This is a genomic window from Frigoribacterium sp. CG_9.8 (genome assembly GCF_015751965.1).
GTDB lineage: Bacteria > Actinomycetota > Actinomycetes > Actinomycetales > Microbacteriaceae > Lacisediminihabitans.
Map to the genome: position 1 here is coordinate 499,234 of NZ_JADOVH010000002.1, position 14,173 is coordinate 513,406.

At 63.6% G+C, this 14,173-nt stretch carries 10 protein-coding genes; 6 read left to right on the plus strand and 4 right to left on the minus strand.

The annotated features are described in order from the left end of the window. Positions 1 to 28 precede the first annotated feature (28 nt). Positions 29 to 835 carry a ParA family protein gene (locus tag IWX88_RS07200; protein ID WP_196828676.1) on the minus strand — a complete coding sequence of 269 codons (807 nt, stop codon included), beginning with the start codon at positions 833 to 835 and terminating at the stop codon, positions 29 to 31. Between the two features lie 122 nt (positions 836 to 957). Between IWX88_RS07200 and IWX88_RS07205 the strand changes: the two genes are divergently transcribed. The 3 genes from IWX88_RS07205 to IWX88_RS07215 all read left to right on the plus strand — a co-directional run bounded on the left by IWX88_RS07205 (position 958) and on the right by IWX88_RS07215 (position 6,400). Beyond that, positions 958 to 4,362, plus strand: coding sequence for a pyruvate carboxylase (locus IWX88_RS07205; protein ID WP_196828678.1), 3,405 nt, complete (start codon positions 958 to 960; stop codon positions 4,360 to 4,362). 151 nt (positions 4,363 to 4,513) lie between these two features. After that, on the plus strand, positions 4,514 to 5,842 hold the full coding sequence (locus IWX88_RS07210; RefSeq protein WP_196828681.1) for a MinD/ParA family protein: 1,329 nt from the start codon (positions 4,514 to 4,516) through the stop codon (positions 5,840 to 5,842). 69 nt (positions 5,843 to 5,911) lie between these two features. After that, positions 5,912 to 6,400 carry a peptide deformylase gene (locus IWX88_RS07215; RefSeq protein ID WP_196828683.1) on the plus strand — a complete coding sequence of 163 codons (489 nt, stop codon included), beginning with the start codon at positions 5,912 to 5,914 and terminating at the stop codon, positions 6,398 to 6,400. A 52-nt stretch (positions 6,401 to 6,452) separates the two neighbouring features. On the opposite strand, the gene IWX88_RS07220 is transcribed toward IWX88_RS07215, so the two are convergent. Further along, positions 6,453 to 8,273 carry an AMP-dependent synthetase/ligase gene (locus tag IWX88_RS07220; RefSeq protein WP_196828685.1) on the minus strand — a complete coding sequence of 607 codons (1,821 nt, stop codon included), beginning with the start codon at positions 8,271 to 8,273 and terminating at the stop codon, positions 6,453 to 6,455. Between the two features lie 178 nt (positions 8,274 to 8,451). On the opposite strand from IWX88_RS07220, the gene IWX88_RS07225 reads away from it, so the two are divergent. From IWX88_RS07225 to IWX88_RS07235, 3 genes are all read left to right on the plus strand, one after another. After that, entirely contained in the window at positions 8,452 to 9,399 is a 948-nt protein-coding gene (locus IWX88_RS07225; protein WP_196828686.1) for an ROK family glucokinase, read from the plus strand. Positions 9,400 to 9,450: 51 nt separating this feature from the next. Next, the gene (locus IWX88_RS07230) at positions 9,451 to 10,140 is read left to right on the plus strand and encodes a 1-acyl-sn-glycerol-3-phosphate acyltransferase (RefSeq protein WP_196828687.1); all 690 of its coding nucleotides are present in this window, start codon (positions 9,451 to 9,453) and stop codon (positions 10,138 to 10,140) included. Positions 10,141 to 10,337: 197 nt separating this feature from the next. After that, positions 10,338 to 11,666: a class II 3-deoxy-7-phosphoheptulonate synthase gene (locus tag IWX88_RS07235; RefSeq protein ID WP_196828988.1), complete on the plus strand. Its 1,329-nt coding sequence runs from the start codon at positions 10,338 to 10,340 to the stop codon at positions 11,664 to 11,666. A gap of 84 nt (positions 11,667 to 11,750) precedes the next feature. Here the strand turns inward: IWX88_RS07235 and IWX88_RS07240 are convergent, their stop codons facing one another. Both IWX88_RS07240 and IWX88_RS07245 read right to left on the minus strand, forming a co-directional pair. Continuing rightward, positions 11,751 to 12,791, minus strand: a complete 1,041-nt coding sequence (locus tag IWX88_RS07240) for a hemolysin family protein (RefSeq protein WP_196828688.1) — start codon at positions 12,789 to 12,791, stop codon at positions 11,751 to 11,753. Beyond that, entirely contained in the window at positions 12,788 to 14,149 is a 1,362-nt protein-coding gene (locus IWX88_RS07245) for a hemolysin family protein (protein ID WP_196828689.1), read from the minus strand. The genes IWX88_RS07240 and IWX88_RS07245 overlap by 4 nt, the downstream gene beginning before the upstream one ends. Positions 14,150 to 14,173: the final 24 nt, after the last annotated feature.

Genomic DNA, 14,173 nt, shown 5'->3' on the forward strand with positions numbered 1-14,173 from the left:
GAGGTGACCGCGCTGCGAGGTGACCGCGCTACGAGGTGACCGCGTATTCGCAGATCTTGGCGGTGCGCAGTACGCGATCGAGCAGCAGGTCGAAGTTGTGAGCCATCTCCTGAGCGCTCTCGCCCGGCCACACGTGCAGCGGCTTGGCGGCCCCCTGTGCCTGCTGGAGCGATGTGCGTTCCGGCAGTTGCGGGCTCAGCACAAGCGGGCCGAACATATCGCGCAATTCCTTGATACGAAACTGGTGCTCGAGCGACTGCACCCGAGCACGATTCACGATAATGCCGAGGGGCTGGAGGCGAGGGGAGAGGCCGCGTCGAATCTCTTCGATCGCCCGAAGAGCACGATCTGCGGCAGCCACGGAGAACAGCCCGGGCTCGGTGATGACGGTGACGCGATCCGACGCCGCCCATGCCGTGCGGGTGAGCGCGTTCAGTGAAGGGGCACAGTCGATCAGCACGAGGTCGTAGTCCGCTTCGACGGTGGACAGGGCTTCCTCGAGCTTCCAAATATCTTTGATACTCGGGTGCGGACCGTCGAAGTTGATCGCTGCCGGACTGCCGATCATCACATCGATCTTGCCGGGGCGACCCCGCGTCCAGCCACTTGGTGCGATCGCTGCCCGCACGGTTTTCTCTTTCGGCGAGGCGAGCACATCAGCAACATTGAGATGGCCGGCGACAGTGATGTCCATCCCGGTCGATACATCGGCTTGGGGGTCGAGGTCCACAACCAGGGTGCGCAACCCCTTCGAGAAGGAAGCGGACGCCAGTCCGAGTGTCACAGTGGTCTTACCGACCCCACCCTTGAGAGAGCTGACGCTGAGTACATGCATGAGTGACCACGATACCGTCACTAGTCTTCGAGAACCTAAATCCCAACGGCCTGCACAGCACCTTTTAGGGAAATTGACCGCTTCTCTCGGCCCTAAGCTGGCGGGAGATTCGAAAGGACCAGATGTTCACCAAGATCCTCGTGGCCAATCGTGGCGAAATCGCCATTCGTGCCTTTCGTGCCGCCTATGAACTCGGCGCCCAGACCGTGGCGGTGTTCCCCTACGAGGACCGCAACTCGATGCATCGCCTCAAGGCGAACGAGGCATACCAGATCGGTGAGCCGGGGCATCCGGTGCGAGCGTATCTGAATGTCTCGGAGATCATCCGTGTCGCCCTCGAGTGTGGTGCTGACGCCATCTACCCGGGTTACGGGTTTCTTTCGGAGAACCCGGAGCTCGCCGAAGCGGCCTTCTCCGCCGGTATTACCTTTATCGGCCCAGGCCAGCACGTGCTGGAGATGGCCGGAAACAAGGTGACGGCAAAGGAGTACGCGATCGCTGCCGGCGTGCCTGTGCTGGCATCCACCCCGGCGTCCAAGGATGTCGACGAGTTGTTTGCCGGCGCCGATGCGATCGGGTTCCCGATCTTCGCAAAGGCCGTGGCAGGTGGCGGCGGACGCGGGATGCGCCGGGTCGAGAAGAAGGACGATCTGCGTGCCGCTCTCCTCGAAGCGATGCGCGAGGCCGACAGCGCCTTCGGCGACTCGACCATGTTCCTCGAGCAGGCCGTGGTGCGACCACGCCACATCGAAGTGCAGATTCTTGCGGATGCCACGGGAGAGACCGTGCACCTGTTCGAGCGCGACTGCTCGGTGCAGCGTCGTCACCAAAAGGTGATCGAGATCGCCCCGGCTCCGAACCTGGACGAGGTTACCCGCAACGCCATGTTCCGCGACGCGATCGCTTTCGCCAAGTCGATCGGCTATGTCAACGCTGGCACAGTCGAATTCCTGCTCGACACCGCGGGGGCGCGCAAGGGGCAGCACGTGTTCATCGAAATGAACCCGCGCATCCAGGTGGAGCACACCGTCACCGAAGAGGTCACCGACATCGACCTCGTGCAGTCACAGATGCGTATCGCCTACGGGCAGTCGCTTGCCGAGCTCGGGCTCACGCAGGAAAATATCCACCTGCGTGGCGCCGCCCTCCAGTGCCGCATCACGACCGAGGATCCGGCCGCGGGTTTCCGACCCGACACCGGCAAAATCACCACCTACCGCTCGCCGGGCGGTGGCGGCATCCGTCTCGATGGCGGCACGATCAACCCCGGCACCCAGATCAGCCCGCACTTCGACTCAATGCTCGTGAAGATGACCTGCCGTGGTCGGGACTTCGCGGCGGCGGTGGCCCGCGCCAAGCGTGGACTCGCGGAGTTCCGAATCCGCGGTGTCTCCACCAATATCCCATTCCTCCAGGCCGTTCTCGACGACCCGTCTTTCCAGGCCGGAGACCTCAGCACCGCTTTCATCGAGGAGCGCCCGGAGCTTTTCGACACCTACCAGTCGAAGGACCGGGGCACGAAAATCCTCAACTGGCTTGCGGATGTCACGGTCAACCGTCCCAACGGTGATGGCGCCGGCATCATCAACCCGGCCCTCAAGCTTCCGGCTATCGACCCGACCGAGCCCGCGCCGGCCGGATCACGCCAGCGCCTGCTCCAACTCGGCCCGGTCGGTTTTGCCGCCGCTCTGCGCGCCCAGACCGCGCTCGCGGTGACAGAAACCACCTTCCGCGACGCCCACCAGTCGCTGCTCGCCACCCGGGTACGCACCAAGGACCTGGTGGCCGTCGCGCCCTATGTCGCCCGCATGACACCCCAGTTGCTCTCGGTTGAAGCGTGGGGCGGTGCGACCTACGACGTCGCCCTCCGGTTCCTGGGGGAGAACCCCTGGGATCGCCTTGCAGCCCTCCGCGAGGCGCTGCCGAACATCGCCATCCAGATGCTGCTGCGCGGTCGCAACACGGTCGGCTATACGCCGTATTCGACCGAGGTGACAGATGCCTTCGTGCGCGAAGCAGCCTCGACCGGTGTTGACATCTTCCGCATCTTCGATGCTCTCAACGACGTGTCCCAGATGCGCCCGGCAATCGACTCCGTGCTCGAGACCGGTTGCGCCGTTGCCGAGGTCGGCATCTGCTACACGGGTGACCTGCTCGACCCGGCCGAGGATCTCTACACCCTTGACTATTATCTGAGGCTGGCGGAGCAGATCGTCGACGCCGGCGCCCACATCATTGCGATCAAGGACATGGCGGGGCTGTTGCGGGCAAGCGCCGCCGAGAAGCTCGTGATCGCCCTGCGCGACCGGTTCGACCTTCCCGTGCACGTGCACACCCACGACACCGCTGGCGGCCAGCTCGCCACACTGCTCGCCGCTTCTCGCGCGGGGGCGGACGCCGTAGACGTGGCGAGTGCGCCGATGGCCGGAACGACCAGCCAGCCCTCCGCATCCGCTCTTGTCGCTGCCCTCGCCCACACCGAGCGCGACACCGGAATCTCGCTCCAGTCCGTGTGCGACCTTGAACCGTACTGGGAAGCCGTTCGTCACGCCTACGCACCATTCGAGTCGGGACTTCCGGGTCCGACGGGCCGCGTCTATCACCACGAGATCCCGGGCGGCCAGCTGTCGAACCTGCGCCAGCAGGCGATCGCCCTTGGACTCGCCGATCAATTCGAGAAGATCGAGGACCTTTACGCCGCGGCAAACAAGATGCTCGGTCGTCCGCCCAAGGTCACCCCCTCGTCGAAGGTCGTTGGCGACCTCGCCCTTGCCCTTGCGGCTGCGAACGCCGATCCCGTCGATTTCGAGCAGAACCCCGACCGCTATGACATCCCCGATTCGGTGGTCGGCTTCATGGCCGGAGAGCTCGGTGACCTGCCGGGTGGATGGCCGGAGCCGTTTCGCTCGAAGGTGCTTGCGGGACGAACGGTGAAGATCGGTGTCCAGGAGATCACGGATGCCGACCGCACGGGTCTTGCTGGCGATGCGGAGTCACGCCGATCCACCCTCAACCGACTGCTCTTCGCCGGCCCCACCAAGGACTTCGAGGCGGTGCGCGAGCAGTACGGCGACCTTTCCGTCATCGACACCGTTGACTACCTCTATGGGCTGCGTCAGGGCCAGGAGCATGTGATCGACATCGAGAAGGGCGTGAGCCTCTACATCGGTCTGGAAGCCATCGGGGATGCCGATGACAAGGGCATGCGCACCGTCATGACGGTGATCAACGGCCAGATGAGGCCGGTGTTCGCCCGGGACCGCAGCATCACCGTCGACAGCAAGTCCGCGGAGAAGGCGGATCCGACTGTTCTCGGCCAGGTCGCTGCGCCATTCTCCGGTGTGGTGACGCTGCAGGTCACCGAAGGCGATATCGTCTCCGTCGGCCAGGGTGTGGCGTCGATCGAAGCGATGAAGATGGAAGCGGCCATCACCGCCTCTGTCGCCGGAATTGTGCGGCGACTCGCCATCCCGCGCACTCAGCAGGTGGATGCCGGTGACCTCCTGGTGGTGATCGAGCCGGCCTGATCGAGCTGCCTGATCGAATCGACCCTGGTGAGGGGCCGGTTCGGAGTGGGTCGTTCGCGGATGCAGTCGTCTCCGCGCTCGTCTACTCACTCCTCGATGTAAAGTAAAACGTTATTGCCGCGGAGCATTCAGCACGACGAAGGGGATCGGCATGTCGACCACAGGCAGGCAACCGGAGGGCCGGGAACCGTTTTCCGACCCCGATGCTGGTGACGACCTCGTCGGCGGTGCTGCGGATGATCTCGCCGTGAGCCTTCCGCAGAGCCTGTCGATTGAGGTTTCTCTGCCGACGACCGTTCATGCTGCACCGGATGACGAACTCGCGGTGTCGATCGTTGCAGTGCCGGTGAATCCAGGTTCGGTGGAGGTGGTGCGACCCTCCACGGTGTCAATCGTCGTCGTCGCACCGGCTCCGGTACCGGAGGCTGCACCCGCGCCAGTTGTCATTCCGGAGTTGCCGGGTACCGACGACCGGGCCCTGATCCGCCGGGATATCAGCCGGCGCGATCGCCTCAGTGGCGAGGTCTCTGCGACGCCGGAGCCGGCCAATATGCTCACGGCAGACCGGCTGATCAACGAGCGCAAGAAAAAGCGCGTCAAACCGGAGGGTGGCCTGAATGCCGTTCTCTACACCGCCACTTTTCATGCGGTGAACCGTGGAGACTCCCCACGTGTTGCCGCCCGCAAGGCCGTCGAGGCTCGAGTCGACAAGAGATTTGAGGGTGGCGCGCGTTTCATCCCGGTCTTGACCCGCAAGGGTGGCGTGGGCAAGACGACGATCACAGCTCTGCTCGGGATGGCGCTCAGCGACATCCGCGATGACCGCATCATCGCCATCGACGCCAACCCCGACCGTGGCACGCTGTCTGAGCGCGTCAACAAGCAGACACGCTCCACCGTTCGGGATGTCGTCACGCTCGCGCCGACCATCAACAGCTTCAATGATTTCACCACGATGGTGTCACGCGATGAGACGAGATTGGACATCCTGGCGTCCGATACCGACCCGCTGCTCTCCGAGGCCTTCGACGAGAACGACTACAACGTGGTGGCCGACCTCGCCGCACGTTTTTACACGATCGTTCTCACGGACTGCGGCACGGGCATCGTGCACTCGGTGATGCGAGCGACCCTTCAGCGGGCGGACTCGGTGGTGATCGTTTCCGGCGGCAGTGTCGATGAGGCACGACTCGCGTCTGAGACCCTGACCTGGCTCGAGGCAAACGGGTACCAGGAACTCGTTAAAAACGCGGTGGTCGCCCTCAACACCGCGACCCAGGGCACCAACCTCGTGAAGCTCGAGGAGATCGAGGCACACTTCAAATCCCGCGTGCGAGAAATAGTGCGAATCCCCTACGACCCGCATCTCGCTGCCGGTTCGGTGATCAACTACCGCGATCTCAAGCCACTGACCAGGGCATCCGCCCGCGAGCTCGCCGCGCTTGTCGTCGACGGGCTGCCGTCCCGCCGGGGAGCCTGAGCGAGAACGGTCCGGCGTCCCTGTCGGTGAGCGTAACCACCCACGACCCTTGAAAGTGAGCCACCGAGCATGACCGAGCGACAGATCCGTATTTTCGGTGATCCGGTGCTGAAGACGGTGTCTGACCCGATCCGACTGACTGACGATGTCGCCGGGCTGATCACCGACCTGCTCGACACCGTGAAAATCCCCGGTCGGGCTGGCGTTGCTGCACCGCAGATCGGTGTCAACCAGCGTGCATTCAGCTTCAACGTTGACGGTGAGATCGGATACATCATCAACCCGGTGGTCGTGGAATTGTCCGGGGATCCGGAGCTCGTGGATGAAGGGTGCCTGTCGGTGCCCGGCTTCTATTTTCAGCGCATGCGCTACCCGTTTGCGCGCGTCACCGGGGTCGATCTCGAGGGCAACGCGATCGAGCTGAGTGGCGAAGGCGTCATGGCTCAGGCGCTCCAACACGAAACAGACCATCTCGATGGCACGCTCTACATCGACGGTCTCGAGAAGACACTGCGCCGCGAGGCGATGCAGGCGATTCGAAGCAGCGATTGGTTTTAGCCGGCGGCGTGGGTAGGCCAGGCTGCGGCTAGCTGATCGGCTAGCTGATCAGCTAAATCGAGATCCCCTCGGTCGCCGGGGCTCCCTGATACATGCCCTCGATCTCTGCCGCGAAGTCCGTGACAATCGTGTTGCGTTTGATGGTGAGCTTGGGAGTGAGGTGCCCACTTGCTTCGGTGAGTTCCCGAGTGATGATCACGAATTTGCGGATGGACTCCGCGCGCGACACCATCGCGTTTGCTGCATCCACTGCTCGCTGGATCTCCAAAACGATCTTCGGATGCCTCGCGGCCTCGTGGATCGGCATGGTGGCATCTTCGCCGTTGTTGTTCAGCCACACCGGAAGCATTTCGCTATCGAGGCTGATCAGGGCGCCGATAAACGGCTTCTGGTCGCCAACCACGATCACCTGGTCAACGATGGGGTTTGCGCGGATCGGGTCCTCGAGCTGGGCCGGCGAGACGTTCTTACCTCCCGCTGTGACGATGATCTCCTTCTTGCGTCCGGTGATCGAGAGATAGCCGTCGTCGTCGAATTCACCGATGTCACCGGTTGCGAACCACTCGCCATCGAACACCTTGGCCGTCTCCTCGGGATTCTGCCAATAGCCGGCGAAGATATTGATGCCCTTGGCCTGGATCTCACCGTCAGCGGCAATTCGCACTGAGACCCCGGGGAGGGGCGGCCCCACCGTGCCGATCTTGAATTTGGATGGACGGCCTACCGAGATCGGCGCGGTGGTCTCCGTGAGCCCGTAGCCTTCGAGGATCGTGATGCCGAGGCTGCGGTAGAAATGACCGAGGCGCAGGCCGAGGGGCGCTGATCCGGAGACGGCGAATGTCACGTTGCCACCCATCGCCGCCCGGATCTTCGACAGCACGAGACGATTGAACAGCGCGAACTGCAGCGCGAGCGGGAGGGGCACCTTGCCGGCATCGAGGGCCTTCGAGTGTGCGATCGCCACCGCGGCAGCACGACGGAAAATCTTTCCCTTGCCCCCGCTCTCGGCCTTCTGCTCCGACGAGTTATAGACCTTCTCGAACACGCGGGGTACGGCGAGCAGGAAGGTCGGCTTGAAGGACGCCATGGCCGGCAACAGCTGTTTGGTATCCGCCTGGTGACCGACCTTCACGCCACCGTGAACGCTGAGGACGGCGATGAATCGGGCGAAGATATGTGCGGTGGTGATGAACAGCAACGTCTTGGATTGCGTGTTCACCACTTCGGGGATTGCCAGTGCTGCATTGCGTGACAGCTCAACGAAGTTCGAGTGGGTGAGGATGCAGCCCTTGGGGCGCCCGGTCGTACCAGACGTGTAGATGAGGGTGGCGAGGTTGGATCCGCGGGCGATCACGCGGCGGCGTTCGATTTCCTCGTCCGTCACCTCCGTTCCGCTCCTGGCGAGTTTGTCGAGATCACCGAGGTTGATCTTCCAGGCGTTGCGGATGAGCGGAAGGTCGGCGTAGACCTCATCAAAGCGTGCAAAGTGGTCGGGCGTCTCGGTGATCATGGCGACCGCACCAGAGTCGGTGAGGTTCCAGAGCACCTGGCTGGGGGAGGATGTCTCGTAGATGGGCACCAGCACCGCGCCGGCGAACCAGGTGGCGAAGTCGATGAGTGTCCACTCGTAGCGCGTCTTGCACATGAGCCCGATTTTGTCTCCGGGCTGGATACCGGCGGCGGCGAGGCCCTTGGCGAGGGCAACCACCTGAGCGAGAAACTCGGATGCCGAGACATCCGCCCACCCACCGGTCGCCGTCGGCAGCGCGAACAGTGCGAGGTCGGGGGTGGCTTTCACCCGGTTGACCAGCAGATCCGTCGCGTTCGCGTCGGGATCTGCTGCGATCAGAGCGGGTACGTCGTATTCCTGCACGGCAACTCCTTCGGGGCCGGCACGGGCTCCGCAGGGAAGCCGTATCGTGCGTGAGCGGGTGGGGGAGACAAATGGTCTTAGCCACCCCCGTTGCATAAACTCTATGTGGTTGGGCGGTCAAAGCTCCAACAACATATAGCTTTTCCACAACCCTCCCGCGGAACGAAGGTCATTGCTCGTGCATGCAATTGGAATCGACATCGGCGGCACCAAGATCGCGGGAGCGCTCGTCTCCGAGCTCGGCGAGATCATCGTGGAAGATCGGGTACCGACCCCGACCACCGGTTCTGGGCAGATCATCGACGCCGTCGTCGCAATGATCGAACGCCTGAGCGATGGCCGAGACGTGGAGGCGGCCGGGGTTGCCGCCCCCGGATTCATCGACGTAACCCAGTCGACCGTGTACTACGCGCCGAACATTCCCTGGCGGAGTGAACCGTTGCGCCAGCGGCTCACCGAGCGTCTCGATCTGGACATCACGATCGACAATGACGCAAACGCGGCCGGCTGGGCAGAGTTCCGCTTCGGTGCGGGGCGCCTCTACAGCGACATGACGATGCTGACGATCGGCACCGGTGTTGGTGGGGCCATCGTCAGCCAGGGCCGACTGTTCCGTGGCGGCTTCGGGGCGGGTGCCGAGCTTGGCCACATGCGAATCGTGCCCGATGGCTTGCCGTGTGGCTGCGGTGCTCGCGGATGTATCGAGCAGTACGGCTCCGGGCGGGCACTGATGCGCATGGCAAACGAGATCGCGGATGTCGGCGGCATCGGCCTCGGGCTCGCCGCGGTGCGCGAGCAGAGCGGAACCCTCACCGGGCAGGATGTCGCGGAGCTCATCGCTGCCGGCGATCCGGGTGCACTCACGGCGCTGCGCGAACTCGGCACCTGGCTCGGCCAGGCCTGCGCATCCCTCAGCGCGGTGCTCGACCCACAGGTCTTCGTCTTCGGCGGGGGAGTCTCGGTGGCTGGCGACCTTCTTATCGACCCGATCCGCGAGGCGTATCTTGCCCACCTTCCGGCGCGCGGATTCCATCCCGAACCCGCTTTCGTGATCGCCGAACTGGTGAATGATGCAGGCGTGGTCGGCGCTGCCGACCTTGCCCGCGTTCACTCTGAGAACCGGTAGCGCTCAAGAAAGCCGTTAGAGTAAGGCAATCTCTGAAGGCGTAGGTTCTCAATGTTCTACTGGTTCATGAAGAACCTGGTGGCTGGTCCACTGTTGAAGACGGCCTTCCGTCCGTGGGTCACCGGGCACGAGAATATTCCGAAGACCGGTGGGGTGATCATGGCCTCCAACCACCTGTCGTTCATCGACTCGGTCTTCCTTCCACTCGTGATGGACCGTCGCATCAGCTTCCTGGCGAAGAGCGACTACTACACCGGTCGCGGCGTCAAGTCCTGGTTGATCAAGAACTTTCTCACGGCCACCGGCATGATCCCGATCGACCGCTCCGGGGGCAAGGCCTCCGAAGCGTCATTGCAGACCGGCCTGGGCGTGCTCGCTCGCGGAGAGGTGCTCGGCATCTATCCGGAGGGCACCCGCAGCCCGGACGGTCGCCTCTACCGGGGCCGCACCGGAGTGGCGCGGATGATTCTGGAGAGCGGCGTTCCCGTGGTTCCTGTCGCGATGATCGACACCGAGAAGGTCATGCCAATCGGATCGCGACTGCCAAAGGTCCGTCGCATCGGTATCGTCATCGGCAAGCCGCTCGACTTCTCCCGATTCGAGGGAATGGAGGGTGACCGGTTCATTCTGCGCGCGATCACCGACGAGATCATGTACGAACTCGACCGCCTCAGCGGTCAGGAGTATGTGGACATCTACGCTTCCTCAGCCAAGGAGAAGCAGGCTTCTCTCAGCCGGTAGGCTGGCTAGTCGGGTCATCGGTCCGTTCACGCGTGCATGCGCACGCTCACGCTCGCCCGCTCACCGTCCGCTCACGCTCATCCGCTTACCATCCGCTCACGCCCGCCCGATACGCCCAACTGATCAGGCCCGTTGCATTGAGGAATCACCCCGTGTTTGCCAGCAATGATGATCCGGTTGTACTCGCAGATCCCTCCGTGATCGCGGGCCTTGACCACTGGCGCACACTGCCGATCAAGCAGCAACCCCAGTGGCCGGATGCGTCGGCAGTTCAGGCTGCGTCCGCCGAGATCGCGACGCTCCCGCCCCTCATTTTCGCCGGTGAGGTTGACGTGCTGCGCGGGCACCTCGCCGCAGCTGCGCGCGGACGGGCCTTCCTCCTGCAGGGTGGTGACTGCGCCGAGACGTTCGCCGGTGCCACAGCCGACGCCATCCGCAATCGCGTGAAGACGGTGCTGCAGATGGCCGTCGTGCTCACCTACGGCGCGTCGACCCCGGTGATCAAGATGGGGCGAATGGCGGGGCAGTTCGCCAAGCCGCGCTCGAGCGACACCGAGACGCGCGGAGATGTGACCCTTCCGGCCTACCGCGGTGACATCGTCAACGGTTTCGACTTCACGCCGGAGTCGCGCGAGGCGGACCCGCGGCGCCTGGTTCAGGGGTACCACACCTCGGCGTCCACCATCAATCTGGTGCGCGCCTTCACCCAGGGTGGCTTCGCCGACCTGCGCGAGGTACACCGCTGGAATCAGGGGTTCGCGCGCAACCCGGCGAACGTGCGCTACGAGCAGATGGCCCACGACATCGACAAGGCGATCAAGTTCATGGAGGCCGCTGGCGCCGACTTCGACGAACTCAAGCGAGTGGATTTCTACACGAGCCACGAGAGCCTGCTGATGGACTACGAGCGACCGATGACGCGGATCGATTCGCGCAATGGGACACCGCTGAACACCTCGGCTCATTTCTTGTGGATCGGGGAGCGCACCCGCGATCTCGACGGTGCCCACGTGGACTACATGTCCCGGGTACGCAACCCGATCGGTGTGAAGCTTGGCCCAACGACCAAGGTCGACGACATGCTTCGGCTCATCGACAAACTCGATCCGAACCGCGAACCGGGGCGTCTCACCTTCATCACCCGGATGGGCGCAGGCAAAGTCCGAGATGCTCTGCCGCCGCTGCTCGAAGCGATCAGCCAGGTGGAAGCCAATCCGCTCTGGGTCACCGACCCGATGCACGGCAACGGCCTCACCACTCCCAACGGCTACAAGACGCGACGGTTCGACGATGTCGTCGACGAGGTCAAGGGCTTCTTCGAGGCGCACCGTGCCGCCGGAACCTACCCGGGCGGCATCCACATCGAGCTGACCGGTGACGACGTCACCGAATGCCTCGGCGGCTCGGAGCAGATCGACGAGGCAACTCTCGCGACACGCTACGAGTCCCTGTGCGACCCGCGGCTCAACCACATGCAGTCGCTCGAGCTGGCGTTCCTCGTGGCAGAGGAACTCGGAGCGCGCTAGTCCCGCAACCACCATGCGCCCGTTCGTCAGCCGTGCTGCCGGACGTTGTGCCGCACGGCTGACGAACGGGCGCGCGGTCCGGCCTCAGCGGCTTGTGATGTCTTCGACTTCGCCGACGAGTTCCTCGATGATGTCTTCAAGGAAGAGCACGCCGACCGTCATACCCTTCTCGTCGAGGGAGCGCGCGACATGCGAGCCGGATCGGCGCATTCTGGCAAGGGCATCCTCGAGGTCGGAGCTGGCAAGCACCGCCGAGAGTCGGCGGATGCGCTTGGCCGGCACGGGAGCGGTGAACGTATCCGGTGCGGTGAGGTCCATGACGTCCTTGAGGTGAAGGTAGCCGGTCGGGTCACCCTCGTCGTTCGTGAGGATGTAGCGGGAATAGCCGTGCGCCGATACGGCGCGCTGGATGTCTGCGGGCGACGATTGCGAACCGAGCGCAACCATGTCGCCGATCGGAACCTGCACGTCGAACACCTTGCGGGTGGTGAACTCGAAGGCCTTCGCGAGGGTGCCTGTCGCATCGCTCAGGATGCCCTCCCGCGTCGATTGTTCGACGATCGAGGCCACCTCGTCGAGAGTATACGAACTGGTCGCCTCACTCTTCGGGGTGACCCGGAATAGCCGGAGGATGAGATTCGCGACTCCGTTGAGAGTCCAGATGATCGGGTTGAATACCCGCGCGACGAACACGAGTGGCGGAGCAAGGATGAGTGCTGCGCGGTCAGGCACTGAGAATGCCAGGTTTTTTGGCACCATCTCGCCGATCACGACGTGCAGGAAAGTGACGAGCAGCAGAGCGGCGGTGAAGGCGATGACGCTGATGGCATCCGCGGTGAGGGCGGTAAGGCCGAGGGGAATCTCGAGCAGGTGGTGGATCGCGGGCTCCGAGACGTTGAGGATCAGCAGTGAGCACACAGTGATGCCGAGCTGGCTCGTGGCGAGCATGAGCGTCGCGTGCTCCATCGCCCACAGTGTCGTCCGAGCTGATTTACTGCCGGCATCGGCCCGCGGTTCAATCTGCGAACGACGGGCGGAGATGACAGCGAACTCTGCTCCGACGAAGAACGCGTTGACGAGCAGCAGCACGACGAGCCAGATAATTCCGGGAAGATACTCGCTCATCGGAGGTCTGCTTTCAGGTCGGAGACGATGTGGTCAGGGGAGCTGTCGGCCAACGGGTCGGCCTCTTCAGCCGTCGGCGTGTACCTGAGACGGAGCACGCGGGCACCATCGACGCGTTCCACCCGAATGGCGCCGGTCGCAATCCTCACCTCGTCACCCACCTTGGGGATCCGGTCGAGTTCGTCGGTCAGAAAACCAGCGACGGTCTCGTATTCGGCGTTGTCCGGAACGACAAGGCCAGTGCGATCGAGGAGCTCGTCGGGGCGAAGACCGGCGTCGAATGAGATCGATCCGCCGGAGCGGATGACACCGGCACGGGAGCGATCGTGTTCGTCTTCCAGCTCGCCGATCAGTTCTTCGACGAGGTCCTCGAGGGTCGCGATGCCCGCGGTTCCGCCGTATTCGTCACTCACGATAGCGATCTGGAATCCGCTGCGGCGCAGGAGGCCGAGCAGGGTATCGACACCCATGCTCTCTGGCACGCGCAGTGGCTCGATCATGATGTCGGCTGCGACGACACTCGCGCGCTCATCGAGGGCGATGGCGAAGGCCTGCTTCACGTGCACGACGCCGACGATGTCGTCGACACCGTCGTCCGTGACAGGAAAGCGGGAGTATCCGGTGGCGCGCGCGAGCGCCACAACCGCTTCCGCAGTGTCGGTGGTCGCTACCGAGGACATGCGCACGCGCGGTGTCATGACGTCGGCTGCACAATGCTCGGAGAAGGTCAGGGTGCGCCCGAGCAGCGTTGCATGATCCTGGTCGAGCAGACCTTCGAGAGCGGACCGCCGAACGAGTGAGCCAAGTTCCTCTGCCGTCCTCGCACCGGAGAGCTCCTCTTTTGGCTCGATGCCGAAGCCACGGATGATCGCGTTTGCGGTGTTGTTGAATCCAACGATCACCGGCTTGAACACGGTGGTGAATGCGGTCTGAAACGGCACAACGAGTTTCGCTGTCGCGAGTGGCACCGCGAGGGCGAAATTCTTCGGCACGAGTTCGCCGATGACCATGGAAAACAGCGTCGCAAGGAGGATTCCGATCGCCCCACCGATGGCCGGCACGATGGCCTCGGGAACACCGATGCCCCTCAGCGGCCCGGCCAGCAGGGAGCTGATCGCCGGCTCGAAGGTATACCCGGTGAGCAGCGTCGTCAGTGTGATGCCGAGCTGTGCGCCGGAGAGGTGGGTCGAGGTGATCTTGAGAGCCCGGATCGTGGGGCCGAGCCGTGTCTCACCCCGGTCACGTCGACCCTCGAGGTCGTTGCGGTCCAGATTCACGAGGGCGAATTCGGATGCTACAAAGAGCCCGGTGCCGACGGTGAGAACCAGGCCGATACCGACCATGATCCACTCGTTCATTTCTCGCCCCCTGTCCTGATCACG